Annotated in this window: 13 protein-coding genes; 5 read left to right on the top strand and 8 right to left on the bottom strand. The window is 61.5% G+C overall.

Going from position 1 to position 15,871, the window contains the following annotated elements; genetic code table 11:
• Nucleotides 1–122: 122 nt before the first annotated feature.
• Nucleotides 123–467 (bottom strand): hypothetical protein, encoded by a 345-nt coding sequence (locus tag AC3FOF_RS17770; protein ID WP_488727302.1) that lies wholly within the window; start codon nucleotides 465–467, stop codon nucleotides 123–125.
• Here AC3FOF_RS17770 and AC3FOF_RS17765 point away from each other — a divergent pair.
• The 5 genes from AC3FOF_RS17765 to AC3FOF_RS17745 all read left to right on the top strand — a co-directional run bounded on the left by AC3FOF_RS17765 (nucleotide 442) and on the right by AC3FOF_RS17745 (nucleotide 8,003).
• The gene (locus AC3FOF_RS17765) at nucleotides 442–2,655 is read left to right on the top strand and encodes a type VI secretion system Vgr family protein (RefSeq protein ID WP_488727301.1); all 2,214 of its coding nucleotides are present in this window, start codon (nucleotides 442–444) and stop codon (nucleotides 2,653–2,655) included. The two genes, AC3FOF_RS17770 and AC3FOF_RS17765, sit on opposite strands and share 26 nt — an antisense overlap.
• A gap of 55 nt (nucleotides 2,656–2,710) precedes the next feature.
• A complete protein-coding gene (locus AC3FOF_RS17760) occupies nucleotides 2,711–5,455 on the top strand; it encodes a lytic transglycosylase domain-containing protein (protein WP_488727300.1) in 2,745 nt (914 codons plus the stop codon).
• Nucleotides 5,449–6,471: a hypothetical protein gene (locus tag AC3FOF_RS17755; RefSeq protein WP_488727299.1), complete on the top strand. Its 1,023-nt coding sequence runs from the start codon at nucleotides 5,449–5,451 to the stop codon at nucleotides 6,469–6,471. Before AC3FOF_RS17760 ends, AC3FOF_RS17755 begins: the two co-directional genes overlap by 7 nt.
• A 555-nt stretch (nucleotides 6,472–7,026) precedes the next feature.
• Nucleotides 7,027–7,659, top strand: a complete 633-nt coding sequence (locus tag AC3FOF_RS17750) for a hypothetical protein (RefSeq protein WP_488727308.1) — start codon at nucleotides 7,027–7,029, stop codon at nucleotides 7,657–7,659.
• Nucleotides 7,626–8,003 carry a PAAR domain-containing protein gene (locus AC3FOF_RS17745; RefSeq protein ID WP_488727298.1) on the top strand — a complete coding sequence of 126 codons (378 nt, stop codon included), beginning with the start codon at nucleotides 7,626–7,628 and terminating at the stop codon, nucleotides 8,001–8,003. The genes AC3FOF_RS17750 and AC3FOF_RS17745 overlap by 34 nt, the downstream gene beginning before the upstream one ends.
• Before the next feature lie 62 nt (nucleotides 8,004–8,065).
• Here the strand turns inward: AC3FOF_RS17745 and AC3FOF_RS17740 are convergent, their stop codons facing one another.
• The 7 genes from AC3FOF_RS17740 to AC3FOF_RS17710 form a co-directional block, all read right to left on the bottom strand.
• Entirely contained in the window at nucleotides 8,066–8,833 is a 768-nt protein-coding gene (locus AC3FOF_RS17740) for an SDR family oxidoreductase (protein WP_488727297.1), read from the bottom strand.
• A 243-nt stretch (nucleotides 8,834–9,076) separates the two neighbouring features.
• A complete protein-coding gene (locus AC3FOF_RS17735; protein WP_017230696.1) occupies nucleotides 9,077–9,589 on the bottom strand; it encodes a hypothetical protein in 513 nt (170 codons plus the stop codon).
• A gap of 232 nt (nucleotides 9,590–9,821) precedes the next feature.
• Nucleotides 9,822–11,237: an acetate kinase gene (locus AC3FOF_RS17730; RefSeq protein WP_488727296.1), complete on the bottom strand. Its 1,416-nt coding sequence runs from the start codon at nucleotides 11,235–11,237 to the stop codon at nucleotides 9,822–9,824.
• A 103-nt stretch (nucleotides 11,238–11,340) separates the two neighbouring features.
• Nucleotides 11,341–12,528, bottom strand: coding sequence for a hypothetical protein (locus AC3FOF_RS17725; RefSeq protein ID WP_488727295.1), 1,188 nt, complete (start codon nucleotides 12,526–12,528; stop codon nucleotides 11,341–11,343).
• Between the two features lie 10 nt (nucleotides 12,529–12,538).
• Entirely contained in the window at nucleotides 12,539–13,234 is a 696-nt protein-coding gene (locus AC3FOF_RS17720) for a C39 family peptidase (RefSeq protein ID WP_035810055.1), read from the bottom strand.
• Nucleotides 13,231–13,677 (bottom strand): hypothetical protein, encoded by a 447-nt coding sequence (locus AC3FOF_RS17715; RefSeq protein ID WP_035810053.1) that lies wholly within the window; start codon nucleotides 13,675–13,677, stop codon nucleotides 13,231–13,233. Before AC3FOF_RS17715 ends, AC3FOF_RS17720 begins: the two co-directional genes overlap by 4 nt.
• Before the next feature lie 198 nt (nucleotides 13,678–13,875).
• On the bottom strand, nucleotides 13,876–15,333 hold the full coding sequence (locus tag AC3FOF_RS17710; RefSeq protein ID WP_276265551.1) for a hypothetical protein: 1,458 nt from the start codon (nucleotides 15,331–15,333) through the stop codon (nucleotides 13,876–13,878).
• Between the last annotated feature and the right edge of the window lie 538 nt (nucleotides 15,334–15,871).

Here is a 15,871-nt window from a genome sequence, read left to right as displayed (position 1 = left end):
ACTGGCAGCTCGGAACTGCCGCCGCAGAGTGTGATCTCCACCGGGATCTTCGCGCCTTGGCTTGAAATCAATCGGCGCAGCGTTCGAGCGATGGTAAATCATAAAAAATAACACGCGGTCCCTCAGGCTGTATTCGAGAAATTTCTCCTTTTGAGTGCGGAAAATTCTTTATTTGCATGAGCTTGGAAAATGCGACTTTCAACCGTTCTCAGCGCCCGCGAATGCGGGTAAGGTGCAGCGCGAGCGGGCATGTCGTCGAGCGATACGCCTCCCTTTGCGGCAGGCACAGCCTCTGTCGCGCTGACAATGGAGCGATAGGCAATAGCGGATTGGATTGATGAGCGGAACGAATACGGCGGTGCGTCGCGCAAGAGGCTCACCGGGCAGCAGTCGTATTTCGTCGAGGTGCCCAGCAGCGCCAGCGCCGCCGGGTTGTCGGTGGTGTCGTTCGAAGCCGTCGAGCGCATGGGCGAGCCCTACACCGTGACGATCCAGCTGACGCACCCGCTGGAACTCGACCGCGCGGATTATCTCAACAAGGACGCCACCTTCGTCATCGATCCCGCCGACGGCACCGCGCCGCGCAAGTTCGCGGGCTGCATTACGTGCTTCAGCAAGACCCGGCAGACGCAGGACTTCTCCGCCTACCAGATCGTGATCGAGCCGCTGGTCGCGCGCCTCAGGCTCACGCACGCCAGCCGCATCTACCAGCACAAGACCGCCCCGCAGATCATCGAGGCCATCCTGCGCCGGCACGGCCTGGCGGGCCATCAGTTCCGCTTCAAGACCCGCCGGAAATACCCGGAGCATCGTTTCCATTTCCAATACCAGATGTCCGACTGGGACTACATCCGGCTGCTGATGGAGCAGGAAGGCCTCTACAGCTACTTCGAGCCCGGCAAGTTCGGCGAGATGGTGGTGTTCGGCGACGACATCGACCACTATCTCTACCTGCCCGAACTGCGCGTGCCCTACCGGGAAACCGCCGGCCTCGAATCCGGCACCGAAACCGTCTTCGCGATCCAGACCCACGCGCGCACGGTGCCGGCCTCCTATCTCGTCGCCGACTACAACCCGGACCAGTCCTGGGAGCGCTTCAAGGCCGAGGCCAACGTCGCCCGCAAGGACAAGACGACCTACGGCCAGCCCTATGTCTACGGCACTCACCACCTGGACCAGGAGAGCGCCAAATGGGAAGCGCAACTGCGCCACGAGGCGGCGATCGCCTGGCAGGTCATCTACGAGGGCGAGAGCAACGTGCTGGAGCTGCGGCTCGCGCGCATCCTGCGCATGGACCGGACGCTGCCCGATGCGCCCAACGGTCAGGTGATCATCGAAGTCACCCACAGCGGCGGGCGCGATGCGGCCTATCGCAATACCTACAAAGCCATTCCGTCGGACCGGCGCTTCCGCCTGCGGCTGAATGAAGCCAGCTGGCCCAGGATCAACGGCACGCTCAGCGCCCGGATCACCTCGCCGGGCAAGTACAAATATGCCTATCTGACCCAGCACGGCCACTACGTGGTGCGTTTCGACGTGGACTTCGACGAGTGGAGCGCAGGCGGCGAGAGCGTGCCGCTGCGCCTGGCCAAGCCGTTCGCGGGCGCGCTGCAGACGGGCTTCCATTTCCCCCTGATCGATGGCACGGAAGTGGCAATCGCATTCCGCGACGGCAATCCGAACAAGCCATACATCGCCCATGTGCACCACCACAGCCATCACGCCGACCTGATCACCAACCAGGACCGCTGGCTGTCGCGCAATGCCATCGTCACGCAGAGCAACAACATGGTGATGATGGAGGACTGGGAGGGGCAGGAATTCATCCATATCTCCACCGAGTACGGGGGCAAGACGCAGCTGAACATGGGCTACCTCGTCGATGGCAAGCGGCAGAAGCGGGGTGAGGGGTTTGAGTTGCGCAGTGACAGCTGGGGCGTCCTGCGCGCGGGCAAGGGGCTCTTCCTCTCTGCGGATGCGCAGGCGAAAGCGGACGGGCAGCAGTTGGACATGCAGGCCGCGCTTGGGCAACTGCAGGCCGCGCTGGGCCAGGCACAGGGCCTCGCCGAGACGGCCAGCGTCGCCAAGGCCGAAATCGCCGACTTGCAGGCGGAGAACGCATGGCTCAGGAGTAGCGTGACCGAGTTGAAAGAAGCTGTGATGCTGCTCTCCTCACCAAAAGGCATCGCTGTCTCGACACCGGATCGCATATCGGTTGCGGCAGGCAAGGACGTGAATGTGACGACTGGCGCCGGCTTCAACGCCAGCGCCCTGAAGAACATCGTGCTGGCGGCAGGTGGTGCGCTATCCCTGTTTGCGCACAGTCTTGGCATCAAGCTCTTTGCGGCACGCGGCAAGGTGCAGATTCAGGCGCAAAGCGACGAACTTGCCATGTCGGCGCTGAAGGACGTCACCGTGACCAGCACCAACGGCAAACTCATCCTGTCCGCGGAACAGGAAGTCTGGATTGGCGCAGGCGGTTCATTTATCCGCATCACCCCCACCAACATCGAGAGGGCAACGCCCGGCGACATCCTCGACAAGGCGGTGTCGTTTCAAAGGCGCGGCCCGGATTCCGCGATGATCAAAGAGGCTCTGCCATACACAATCGACCTGCCGGATACGGGTAGTCACGGATCGAGATTCTCCGGCTGACTGCGGCAATCGCTCCGCGCATTTTTACTAATGCTACTTCACGAGACGCAACAGCATGTCCGCACAACCCCAGCCAAATTCAGCCACTGCACCATCATCCACACCCGCGCCTGTGCCGTCATCGAGACCCCCACTGCAATGGCTTTATCCGTTTCCCGATACCAGGCGCAAGGAAATCACCAATCCGGATGTCCTCCATCAGGCATTGTCCGCGATGGACGACGGTTTTTTCCCGCTTGGCGTCAATGGCTTTCCGCATGGCGGCGTGCACTTCGGGACCAGCCCCCAACTCTTGACGGCGGACGGCGTACGCTGCATCGCGGACGGGCAAATCGTCGCCTACAAGCTTGACCGTGGCTATCCACATATCCAATTCCGCGACGGCAAATGGGCCTCGTATTCGACCGGCTTTGTACTCGTGCGCCACCACCTGGCCTTGCCGCCCGCGCCCAACAGCATGGGCGCGCAGCCAGCGGGGGAAACACAAGATGTCTATAGCCTCTACATGCACATGGCGGACTGGTACTCGTACCTGGCAGACGGCAAGCTGGATCGCCCGTACTGGTGGGAAGGCGTCCAGGCATACCGGATCGGCAACAAGGGCCGTCAGAAGGCCCCGGCCAGTGGCGGCGGCGCGGCAGGCGCATTCGTCTGGACGGAACCGAAAGCAGGCGGGAAGAAAGGCAGCTACGCGGCAGGCCAGCAGGTAGGCTTCCTGCCGGAAGGCAGTGAGGTCATCATCGGTGAAAAGCGTGGTGGCAAGTGGGGGCATATCAAGAGCATCACTGCGGGCGGCATGGTCAGCCCGACCAGCGGCGACGTCTTTGGCTCGGAGGATGTGAACGCGCCTTGGGAAAGACCGGGGGACGGCAGACCAGACGCGCCTGTCACCCCCGAGGGCGATTGGGGTTGGCTGCTCCTGGCCGACCTGCAGGCGGTCAAAGAACCGGACCCGGTCGGCAAGGTCGTGATTCCCACCACGCGGATCGTCGTGAAAGCCGGCACACTGCTGGGGCAAATCGGCGAGTATCAGGACTACGAGCGCGCGACGCCGCTACCGCCCACTTCGCGGCGCCAGCTGCTGCATCTCGAAGTCTTTGCGGGCGACGGCTTTAGCGCGTTCCTGGAAAAAAGCCGTGCGCGTGCTGCGCAACTGCCCGCCGATCAGCGGACACTGCTGGTCTTGAATGCGGGTGCGAGGCTGGTGAAAAGCGTCGCCCCGGCGGATCGCAAACTCAGCCAATACCGCCCCTTGCACAAGGCAGAGATTACCCCGGACAGCCCGAAAAGTGGCCCTTGGATCAAGGTGCAACCACACTATGTTTCATCGGCGCTGCTCTTCCCGGACGGGCCGCCCGTCTGGATCGAGCGTGAGAGGTTTTCCACGGCCGCCGCCACGACGCCCGCATGGAGCCGGTTTCCGCTCAATCTGCAGAACGTGACCGATCCGGCGAACGGATTCCTGTTGGTTTATTCGCGCGGCCAGCTAGATGGGCTCGACGCACTGCACAAGGCGGTTGACGACAAGGGGGCGTGCTGGTGGCTCGTGTCTTTTGGCATGGCGGATGGCAAGAACGCGTTCGGCTGGGTCTGCGAGAAAGACCATCCCGGTACGCAGTGGCAAAGCCCGTGGGCCTGGCCCGGATTCGAGACGGTGGACGCAACCGGTATCAATCTGACGGATGCCTTTAAGCGCAACCTTGTCATCACGGGAGTGGCGGACTGGAAGGAACAGAAGGCATTCCAACCGTCGGTGGCGGCAGTGAACGGCAACCCGCTGCTGCGCAAGCTTGAACAGTTGCTTGCAACACAGGAGGCCGGCAAGACCAGCGGCAAGGTTACCGCAAGGGCCATGCGGTCGGCCATGCGCGAGCCCTGGCTCGCCCAGGCACTCTCCCGCGTGATCCCGCGCTATGAAAGCGAATGGGGCGGCGACATGGCCCGATGGAACGCGATCACTCCGCTGATGCGCAACGCGAAGGATAACTGGTTGGTTGAATTACAGCGAATCCAAAATCTGCAATGGTGGAACGACGTCAAGGGCAAGGTTGAGGGATTTCCGGCCAGTGCTACCGTGTTCCATATTCACCCGATTGGGATGGTTGCGAATTTCAAGTGTGGCTGTAACTGCATTGACATAGACGAATTTTTGCGGCTCTATGAAACCAAACACGTATCGTTTGAAACCGGCACAAAACAGTTAGATTCAATCTCAAAAGAAAATCTTCGGATTCTCATAAATGGAATTATTGATTTTTACAAAAAACATAAAAATGGCGAATGCAATATTCCATATATAGCCTATATTCTTGCGACGGCTCGCCTCGAAACAAAGAAATTTCGCGTAGATACAAAAGAATTTATCTATTTTGAGCCGACCACAGAGAGTGGCCCAGTCTCATATTTCAATAAATACGATCCGATTCTAGCCTCTACAGAGGTTCACCGAGAACGCGCCGTGAGTAATGGAAACACGACTCAAGGAGACGGCTACAAATATCGTGGAAGAGGATACGTACAGGTAACCTGGAAAAATACATACCGGGCAATTGGACAGAAAATTGGCATTGATCTGGTTAGTAATCCCGATCGGATGCTGGAGCCTGAGATTGCTGCATGGGCAACTGTACACGGCATGGAAACCGGACTATTCACCGGGAAAAAACTCTCAAACTATATCAGTGAAGCCACGCAGGATTATGTTAACGCAAGGCGGATAATTAACAGCCTGGATGAGGCCGATAAGATTGCAAGTTTTGCAATCAAATTCAAATCAATACTTGAGGCGACAAAATGCTGAAATCGAAATTATTCGCACTTATTTTTATCAGCATCCCATCATTTTCTCCAGCCAAAACGATTGCTCTAAATTTCGGGAGCGACGGGCATACAGGAAAAGCAGTGATTAACGAGGGAAGCAATAATGGCGTAGTGGAAATTTACGAAGGAGATAAGCTGCTTGGGGAGTATGGCAACCTAATTATAAAGGAAACATCCCTTTTTTCTATCCTGGTGCCTCTTGTGGGTGGGGGACTCGCCGTGGAAATAGATTCAGATGGCTCAAGAAAAAAATTCCATATTGTCGCGCCGATAAAAAAAATCGGCGAGCATCTTTACATTGATTGTGTTTACAAGAACGTTTATGACTCTGTCGATAAAGTGCGCTCCGTCGGAGCCTCATGCAGGAAAGTAGAGCTAAGCAAATTTGATATAGCTTCCGCAGTTAACAATGACAATACTATCTACTATAACAAGAAATTTAGATGGCTAAATGATATCTCACTTTCAGACTGTATTAATTCCATTGGATTGGAATATGACTCTTACCGCATTGCCAGATGCGGCGCCGACAGCACTGCAGAAGAAATAAGTAAAAAAATCATAGCCTTTGATAAGCAAGGGAAAATAATTTTTAAAATTTCTGGTTATGAATTTATCCCACACCGGGAAAGCTCCCGGTTTGCATTGGTTGCAGACACCCAAAATCAGACTATTTTCTTTCCCGGTGATTTATCCTGTACTTTAAAAAACAAAACCACGGGAAATGGACTGTCTGGCTCCGCAGAAATAGTAGGAAATTTTTCTATCAACTATAAATTTGAAATGGTTGGATCGTGTATTTTTGGTCACTACTCATATAATGGAAAAAACGCGGAGATCACTCTAAATGGTCGCAAGGAAAACGGGATATTCCACTTATTAAATATCGATTCGAATAATGTAACTAGTGGCTTGCTTATTCTCAATGACTTTGATGTCCGTGCTCATGGCGCATGGGTCGGATCTCCGCCGGAGCAGGTGTTTACGGTGGATTAATTTATTTCCCAATCGACCCACAGCCTTAACAATGAAATATCGTACCCCGTGCCGAACAGACAATATAACAGGGTCGATGGATTTACAGGCCGCAACGAATTTCACGGCGAGCCACCACCACTCCAAAGAATGTTGGAAATAGAATAAGAATTCCCCAAGCTTGCAGACTGCCAATTTCCACCACATTGATTTTTTAATAACATCCGTTTTCTTTTCCATAGAACCATTGCCAAATATCCAATCGGAAAATGGAAGGCCCAGGAGGTTCACATCAATAAAACCGCCGCGCTGGCATCGATACGGAAGGCAACTACTGCAAAGTGCATGCCTATGAGGTCAAAAGCATGGAAAAAGCCCAATCAGATTTGAGGAAAACAAGAAGCTCTCTGTTCTTCTTGGCTCAGGGTTCCATGGAGATAAAGAAGAGAAGATTCCCATTTTCCCCTTAAGGATGTGGTGTCATTCCGCAAGAATCAGAGCCAAGTTATGGATATGCAGTGAAATGGATCCAATACCACGTTGATAGTGATGAATAAGAAATAACGGAGATTGATCTTGCTGAGTCTAGGAACCCCGCATGACCGCGATAAGCCTTCGTTCTTCAGGGTGTTGCCCGCCTTTGTTCTCGTTTTCAAAGGCCGGCATGGAGACCTTTGCCTTGCCACTAGCGGCACTGAACTGGGCCGCGCAATCACATGTTTCCTGTCACCTTTCGATGCCCTGATCGAGGCGGCTTGTTTTACGGGGCCTAGCAAAACCTGTCATGTCCTGCCCGCATCCCAAATCGACGGGCATCTGTTTCAAGACGTTGACGGTCGTGGACTCATTGCCACCATATACCTTGGATGGCCTTCGCTTCACGGCCGGATCCTCCAGACACCGGGGGGCACGCTCGGCAGAGTTTGCAGAGTGATGCACCATTGGGCGCGCGACCCGCTGACGTTCGAGGTGGACCCGATCATCCTCGCGGAATACTCACGGCTTCGCGAGCTTGCGGGCCTTTTTGCGTGGCGGGAGACCCACAGCGACGTTTTGAACTGGGACTCCGCGCGCTTGGATAGAGTCGTCCAGCGTGCCATTCAGTCGATAGGGCGGTTGCGAGAGGACGTTTCGAACTGCCACCAGATTACCCTGTTCGATCCCGAATTCGAACAATGGCATTTCGTACCCTGCAACGCAACAACATAACGGCAGCAAGGAGCCGGTCCCCGGCTTTTCACCGATCCACTTTTGAGGGAATAAAGATGGCTTTACGTTTCGATATTTGCGATGGCGATGTCACCACGGCGAGAGGCAGGGTGTGCGCAACTTCGGGGGCCGATCTGCTTGATGGGCGCGCGGTTGCCTATGAAGGCGATCCGGTCTGGTGTCCGGCATGCAAGACGACCGGGCACATCGTCTGCAATGGTGAGCGCGTGCCAAACAGGGGAGTGAATGGGCGCGAAGCGGCTTTGAGCGGTGACTGGTGCTGGTGCCAGTGCAACCCAAAGCCACGCTTGATTCCATCACAGAATCGCTCAATGAGCGCCTGACCCCATTACATTCAGTATGCGGCGAGGGGGGCGAGAGACCGTGATGTCAAGCAGCCGCCCCCTCAAAAATGCGCCAGATACCCCCCATCCACCGCCAGCACATGCCCCGTCACATAGGAAGCCGCCGGCGAGGCAAGAAACACCACCGCCCCCGCCACTTCCTGTGGCTGCCCCCAACGCCCGAGCGCCGTGCGTTGCCGCAGCCATTCGGCAACGCTCGCGTCCTCCACCATCGGCTGGTTGGGTTCGGTGGCGAAATAGCCCGGCGCGATCGCGTTGACGGTCACGCCTTCGCGCCCGAGGTCCGCTGCCATGGCGCGCGTCAGCGCATCGAGCCCGCCCTTGGTGGCGGGATAAAGCACATCGTTGGCGCGCGCCACCTGCCCGGCAATGGAGCTGACGTTGACAATGCGCCCGTAGCCGCCGCGCCGCATCAGTTGCGCGGCGAGCCGGCACAGGGCGTAGGGCGCGACCAGATTGGTCTCCAGCATCTCGCGCAGGTCCGCGGCGTCGAGATGCGCCATATCGCTGCGCTTGCGCGCGCCGGCGTTGTTGACCAGGATGTCGAGGCGGCCATGCGCGGCGCCGACGCGGGCAAAGGCGGCGCCAACCGCGGCTTCGTCGGTGATGTCGAGCACCAGCGGCTCGGCGCTGCCGCCGTCATGGGCGAGCTGGGCGGCGGCGGCGTGCACGCGTTCGGCGTTGCGCGCGGCAACGATCACGTGCGCGCCGGCTTGCGCCAGGCCGGCGGCAATCGCCAGGCCCAGGCCTTGCGCGCCACCCGTGACCAGCGCCACGCGGCCTTGCAGGGAGAAAGGTGAGATAGCCATGCGGCGACTATACCGCAGGCCAGCCACGCTGGCGTCACGCGGGCGCCAGACCCGCGGCGCAGCGGATCAGCTTGCCGTCGGCCATGCGCAGGGCGACGCCGCTGCGCAGAACGGCAGGCTGAGGGAAACAGGGAGGTGGCAGGAGAAGAGACTCGCTGGGCGCGCATGCGCGCTGGCAGCCGTCAGGCTGCCAGCAGCAAGGGAACGCCCGAACGCCACGCCCCGGCTTTGCCTGCCCCGTGTTCAGGGAAAGGCGGGGACGGCCGGATCCAGACCGGCGAAGCGGGCTTCCGGATGGGCGGCCTGCAGCAGCGCTTCGATTTCCTCGACGCGGCCGCGCGGCACATCCACCATCAGCAGGAGCTTGCCTTCCTCGATGTCCTTCTCGAAGGCCTTGTGCCGGCTGTTGGGCGCGGAGCAGCCGATCATGCTGGAAGCCCAGGCGCCGAACGCCGCCCCGAGCACGGCCAGCACGCCGACCAGGCCCCATTGCGGGGTGTCGCTGACGATGGGGAACATGGCCACCAGCGCCCCGGCAATGATGCCGATGCCGCCGCCCACCATCAGCCCCATCTCGGCGGCATGCACGATGTCGGAAGTCTGGAACAGGTTGGCTTCATGCAGGCCGGTCATATCGGCGCCATCGCGCGCGATGAAGTGGATACGACTGTTCTCGACGCGAGCCAGCAGCAGATCGTCCATGGTGCGGCGGGCGCTCGCCAGATCGGGTAACAACCAGAAGATGCGTTTGCGCATGACTCTCTCCTCGCTTCAGGCCACTTCAGGCTATTTCGGGCCATCCCGGCAGCGGTGTGCATGCGGAGTCGCCTTCACGCAGTCATGGCGGGCACGCCAGCGGAGGTGCATCCGTATCCGCCCAGGGGACGGGATTCTTCATTTGTACGCCAGTCGCGTGGCGAGCGCAAGGCGGCATCCGCGGCATGCCGGCCGTGCGTCACCTCGCGCCCATTCGCGTACGCCACCGGCCTCAGAAAGTGATCGGCAGGCGCACGGTCACCGTCAGATTGGGCGTATCGGCCGTGAGCCCGGCACCGACCGATACGTTCAGCGTGTAACGGCTGTTGAAGCGGTACGAATAGCCCACCAGCAAGGTGCCCTGGGTGACGCGCACCGAGCCGGGTACGGTCTGCCCGTTCTGCTTGGTCGGCCAGATGATGCTCTGGTCGTAGCCGATGCTGAACGAGGCATGCTCGTTGAGCGACAGGCCGATACCGATATTGAAACCGAAGATATCGCCCGGCGCGATCTTGCCCAGGAACTCCTGCTGTCCATTCAGCACGGTACGGCTGACGTTGTCCCGCGCGAAGTTGTGCAAGTAGCTGAAGGTGCCGAAGAACACCGCCGGATCGGTCGGCAGCAGCCATGTGATGCCGGGCTGGACTGCCTGGAAGCCGGTGCCGGTGGGCAGCCCGAGCGGCAGGCCGGTGCCGGTGGTATTGCCCACGCAGCGCGTCACGCAATCGGTCACCACGTCGAAGGGGCTCTTTCCGGTGGCGGACTTGTAGCGCAGCCAGCCGATGAAGTACGGCATCTTTTCATTGCCGTAGTTGATCTGGTAGCGCAGCGTCGCTTCCACGTCGCCCAGGCCCCTGCCACTGGCATTGAATACGTTGTCGACCGCGGTGCCGGTGAAGACTTCCCGGCTGATGGTCGAGCCGGAGCTCTCCACGTAAGGCACCTTGGCCTCGATCTCCAGGCGCTTGGTGAGGCCGTAGCGCAGCGCGACGGCTTCGATATAGGTGGAAGTCTTGACCTCGCGCACGTCGATCAGGCCGATCAGCAGTGCCGGAATGATCGTGTAGCCAACCAGCGCGACCCGGTTGTTGGACGAATAGCCGTACTGGAAACTCGGCTCCACCACCAGCTTGCCCTTGGGCGTGAGCACGCCGGGCTGATCGAAGATGGGCGCGACCGCCGGTGGGGTGGTCTCGGCCTCGGGTGGCTTGCCCACTGGCTGCTCGTCGCCGGCAAGCGCCATTTGCGCGTTGTCGCCAGCCTGCTGTGCGTTGGCGTTGGCGTTGGCGTTGGCGGCATCGGGCAAGCCTTGCGCGCCTGACGCGCCCGCGGTGGCGGCCGCGGCATTGGTGGCGGTGTCGCCGGGCGTCACCCCGGTGCCCGGAGCGCGTTGTCCGCCGCGCTTCTTGTCCAGCACGTCGTTGCCCAGCACGCTGCGCAACTCGCGGATGGTGGCCTCCTGCTGCGCCATCGAACGCTTCATCTCCTCCAGCGCGGCGGCCTGTTCGGACACCTCTCGCCTGAGCGCATCCAGCTTTGCCGAGGTTGGTCCTTCGTCAGGCGGGGTCTGGGCATGCGCCAGTCCGCCAAGCAACAGCAATGTCGAACACCCGGCCTGCCGGATGCCGCGCAGCGACCCGTTTTTCATTTCGCCTTCCTCCCCCGGACGGGCGGACTACTACGTGCAGGAGTCCGCAACCTGCCAAACGCATACAGCCCCTCTCTTTGCGCGTGCTGCCTGCCGCTTGCTCTCAGTGCTGACTGGCGGCATGCAGCAATGCGTTGTTCAATGTCGAGTTGGCCACCTGGGCGCGGAATGCCTGCAGGGTATTGACCCCCGCGTTGATGGTCACCAGGCTCTGGATCGACTGATTGTTCAGCGTGTTCTGGATAATCGTGGCCGGTGTGGCGGCCAGCATGCCGGCCGCAGCGGTATTGCCCGGCCCGTTCTGTATCAGGTTAAGTACGCCATTGGTCGTCACCGCGGCAGCACCCGCCGCGATTGCCGCGGCAGGCAGGCTGATCATCGGCGCACCCGGGCCGCCGGCCACACTGGCGCTGGCCCCCGAACTACTGCTACTGCTACCGCTGCTTCCGCCGCCGTTGCTCCCGGTCACCGGATTGGCGGCCAGCGCATTGCTCACGGCCGTGCCCGCCGCCGCCCCGGCGGTGGCGGCAACACCCAGCGCCGCAGCCAGCCGGGTGGCCTGATCGGCGGTGATGCGGCTCACGTCAGGAATACTAAGGCTGGTTGACACCACCAGCGCACCGTTGATGAACACGGCGCGTTCGATACCGAACGAAACTTGCAGGCCGGCGACGTCGAAACCGCCGCGCAGGTCTTCCAGGCGCGCCTCGGCGACCGGCTTCCAGCTCGCCATGCGGCTGCGCGCGGCAGGCATGCGCGACTCGCCGGAGGCCGCCCGGGCTGCGGACGGACCTGCCTGCGCGGACGCATCGATGACGTCAGGCTCCTGGCGGCCAGCCGCGGCAAACCCGCCGCGCAACGCGGCCAGCCGCTCCGGTTCCACTGGCGTCCATGGCGCCGCCGTGCCCTGCGCCGCGAGCTGGCTGCGTTTGTCAGGTACCGCGACGTCAGCGACATCAGCGTCATCGGCGTCGGCGAGCGCTGCCGCGCTGGCGGCACCTGTCTTTGCCCGGGGCGCCTCTTCCCCTTGTTGCGATGCCGGTGTCCAGCCGGCCATGCTGCCGAGCGCCGCAGCCAGGTAGGGATTGTCGAGTGCCGCCTGCCTTGCGGGCGGCATTGCGAAGCTGGAGGCATCGGCCGCAGCGTGCGTGCCGAGCGCCTCGAACCCCGTGCCTTCGTCTGCCCGCGCGTGTCCGGCGCAGGCAAGGCCCGCGCCCAGCAACACCACGGCCGTGGCCGATCCGGCGCGACCGTGGTGGCGTTGCGCGGATTTTGAGGATGTCTGGAACATGGTGCGTTCCTTAGAAGTCGCTACCGCCGTGCGATGGCACGACAGTGAAGAACAGACTATCCCGGTTGATACCCATCGAATAAGGGCCGGAAGGCGCGACGCGCCAGTCGGCGGCGAGATTGAAGCGAGCGGATTCCTCGCGGTTGTGGATGACAAAGAGCAGGTGGCTGTCCCAGATGGCTTCGAAGTGTTCGCGCGAAATCGCACGCGTGCCCAGGGCCGGATCGCCGATCAGCACCCGGTTCGCATGCACCCCCTTGACCACGACAAAATGGTGATAGCCGTTCTCGACCACCAGCACGATGGCGGGAATCTGGGTTTCCTCCAGCTTGGACAAGGGCAATTCGTAGCCGTCGGCGAGGAAGCCGCGCGACTCCAGGAAGCGCTTCATGTCGAGCAAGGAAAAACCTTCCTGCCGGATCTTGGCCTGGTCGCCATTGACATACATGTTCTTGAATACGATCTGCTCATCGACCGGATAGCCGTACTGATAGGTCAGCAGCGTGGCCACCGCGGCCGAGCCGCAACTGAAGTCATACTGCTGGCGGATGGTGGTTTTGTACCGTGCCTCCTTGAGGCTGGTCACCCGCACGTTGTAATAGTTGCCGCCATCGCCGGGCACGACGACGTAGTCGGCCCACGCCACGGGCATGCCGGCCGAAGCCAGCAGCAGCGTGGCCTGCAGAAGCAGCTTGCGCAGCATCATGGTTTGAACTGGACGTTGATGATGGTGGCGTTCTGGATCAGCACGTTGGAGCCCGTGTTCTGGATGACGGTGGGCAAACCAGCCGCGCTGGCAAAAGAGCCGTCGGAAACGATGTTGGAGCCCGTGCGCATATTGATCGCGGAGTTGTCCGCCACCGTGCCGGCAAGGCGCATGTCGTTGACCACCAGTTCGGAGCCGCCGCGTATCACGTCCAGTTTGTCGCTGGCAACGGGCGTGCCGAGACCGGCAAGGACACCGCGCCGGGCAGCACCAGCGGGAGCCTGGTCCGGCGCCGCCGCGCTGGTGTTCATGGCGGTTCCGGTGTTGGCCGCAGACACTGCGGCAGATGGCCCGGAGGGCGGGGGCTCGGCAAGGGCCTGCAGGCCCGGCCAGGCTAGAACTATTGTCGACAATGCCGCTACAGCGGTGCGGACCGATCGCATGGTGTTGTCTCCTTCAGCCTCTTGCGTGCCGTCCCCATCCTGACGATCACACCGAAGACGAGTGGACGCATTCGCCGAATGGCATCCCGGAAGCGCAAGCCGCACCGGGATGCCCGAAGTTGCCGGCGTCAAGCCGTGCCGGCGGCAGGTGCATGCGGGCCATCCACCCGCGACGCACACCGCCGCCGCGCACGCGCCTTACTTGCCGACCGCCAGGTTGGCCTGGACGTTGACGCTTTGTTGCACCAGCGAAGAGAAGCCGCTGTTCTGGTTGGCGATCATGATGCCCGCCGCCGACTGGCCGACGCTGGCCATGGCGTTGTGCATATCGAAGGTGCCTGCACTGACACTGTTGACGCCGCCGGCGCCGCCGGCTCCACCCACTGCGCCATTGCCGGTACCACCGGTGCCGCCCATGCCTACGCCGCCAGCGCCACCGGCGCCGGAAGTCGCGCCAACCGCGCCGTTGCCGGCCGTTGCGCTGCCATTGCTGGCCATGCTGGAGGCGCCGCCATTGCTGGCGCTGCCACCTGCGCCGCCTGCGCCGCCCACGCTAGCCTGGGCACCGCCGGCACCGCCCACAGCACCTGCAGCGCCGGCCGTGGACGTGGCCGCGCCGCCGGTACCTGCACCGCCTGCGCCACCCGTGCCGCTGGAGCCGCCGCCGCTCGCCGTGGCCGCGCCAGAGCCACTGCTGCCGCCGGCACCACCCGCAGCACCTGCAGCGCCGCCGGTCCCGGTGACCGAACCGCCACCGCCGTTGCCGCCGTTGCCGGCATTGTGCTTGGCAAGGCTGCTGCCGCCGACGCCGAGGCTGGCTGCAAGCGCGTCGCCGCCATCAGCCGAGCCCTTGCCGCCACTGCCGCCCTTGCCGGTGAGCGCCGCACCGAGCGCATCGCCGCCGCTGCTCTTGGCAGAGCCGCCCTTGCCGCCCACGCCAACGCTGGCGCTGAGCGAGTCGCCGCCCGAGGCCTTGGCGTTGCCGCCGTCGCCGCCCCAGCCAATGGCCTTGCCGCCATTGCCGCCATCGCCGGCCGTGGCGCTGCCGTTCTTGGCGAAGCCCGCCTTAGCGCTGCCGTTGGTAGCCGAGCCGCCAGCACCGCCGCTGCCGCCGTTGCCGCTGCTGGCGCCATTGCCGCCGTAGCCGCCTTCGCCAGTGCCGCCGTTACCGGTGCCGCCCTTGCCGCCGGAGCCGCCATTGGCATTGCCCCAGTTGGTGGCGACATTGCCAATATTGCCGATCGTATTGCCGCTCACCGTCCCGGAGAGCTTGCTGACCGCGATGGCCTTGCTGCTATTGAAGGAGTTGGTGAAGTTGGCGGTGGCCGTGCTGCCGTTGTTCGCGCCGGCGTTGCCATAGCCTGCGTCGAAAGTGACCTTGCCCTTGTTGTCGGTATTGGTCTTGGTGGTGGTGGTGACCTTGGTGCTCGTGCTGGTCTTGCTGTGGGTGCTAGAGTTGGTGTTGGTCTGCTGCCATGCCGTGGAATTCTCGTTCGCCGCTGCACCACTGCCCGATTGGGTCGAGGTTGCGGTGGCCGTCTGGGTATTGGTGTTATCCGACTTGGTCGGATCGTTGGTGTTGGTCGGATTGGCCCAGACCTGACTGCCCGCCCCAAGGGCTAAAGCAATCGCCGACGCAAGTAAGGTCTTTTTCATACAAAGCTCCCAGGAGGATTTCACAGCGGCTCAGCCTCTTGCCGGCGCTCGGGGAGAACGACGGCAGGAGACCCAGGTCAGGCACACAGCCAGACCAGCCTCTCTTTCCGCATAATCGGTGCCAGGCAAGTGCTCCAATCCCGGAATCCCTTGAAATGCAAGGGCTGCAAGGCCACGACTTCAGCCTTTATCCAGCTTGTGGACGACACGCGCGGACGTCAGCGCAGTGAACCGCAGACGACATGTCACACCGCTGTGACAGGGCGGGGCACGGTATATGGCGGGCAGTTCTCCGGAGCCGACAAAACTCCCCCTGCTATCAGGCTCTTAGCGCGGTTCCCGAGGAAAACGCGGCCGGCAAGCGCTGTATCGCGCGTGAAACACGGCTGCCGGCTGGTGCTCTGGCCGCCGCTCGCCGCGGCCTCGCCTGTCGGGACGGGATGCCGCGTGCCATACGGGGAACGCGTCGCGCATGCATGGAGGAGGCGAACATTTGGCAGGACGATTGCGCTGCCCGCTGCATATGCGACGCGGGAAT

It is taken from the genome of Cupriavidus sp. 96C5-1, assembly GCF_057798855.1.
This window is presented reverse-complemented; position numbering and strand designations above follow the sequence as displayed.

Excerpts from the sequence above, each read along its gene's own strand:
- AC3FOF_RS17715 (WP_035810053.1), bottom strand. The coding sequence starts at position 13,677 with ATGCGATCGGTCCGCACCGCTGTAGCGGCATTGTCGACAATAGTTCTA.
- AC3FOF_RS17760 (WP_488727300.1), top strand. The coding sequence starts at position 2,711 with ATGTCCGCACAACCCCAGCCAAATTCAGCCACTGCACCATCATCCACA.
- AC3FOF_RS17720 (WP_035810055.1), bottom strand. The coding sequence starts at position 13,234 with ATGATGCTGCGCAAGCTGCTTCTGCAGGCCACGCTGCTGCTGGCTTCG.
- AC3FOF_RS17745 (WP_488727298.1), top strand. The coding sequence starts at position 7,626 with ATGGCATTTCGTACCCTGCAACGCAACAACATAACGGCAGCAAGGAGC.
- AC3FOF_RS17755 (WP_488727299.1), top strand. The coding sequence starts at position 5,449 with ATGCTGAAATCGAAATTATTCGCACTTATTTTTATCAGCATCCCATCA.
- AC3FOF_RS17735 (WP_017230696.1), bottom strand. The coding sequence starts at position 9,589 with ATGCGCAAACGCATCTTCTGGTTGTTACCCGATCTGGCGAGCGCCCGC.
- AC3FOF_RS17725 (WP_488727295.1), bottom strand. The coding sequence starts at position 12,528 with ATGTTCCAGACATCCTCAAAATCCGCGCAACGCCACCACGGTCGCGCC.
- AC3FOF_RS17740 (WP_488727297.1), bottom strand. The coding sequence starts at position 8,833 with ATGGCTATCTCACCTTTCTCCCTGCAAGGCCGCGTGGCGCTGGTCACG.
- AC3FOF_RS17710 (WP_276265551.1), bottom strand. The coding sequence starts at position 15,333 with ATGAAAAAGACCTTACTTGCGTCGGCGATTGCTTTAGCCCTTGGGGCG.
- AC3FOF_RS17770 (WP_488727302.1), bottom strand. The coding sequence starts at position 467 with ATGCGCTCGACGGCTTCGAACGACACCACCGACAACCCGGCGGCGCTG.
- AC3FOF_RS17730 (WP_488727296.1), bottom strand. The coding sequence starts at position 11,237 with ATGAAAAACGGGTCGCTGCGCGGCATCCGGCAGGCCGGGTGTTCGACA.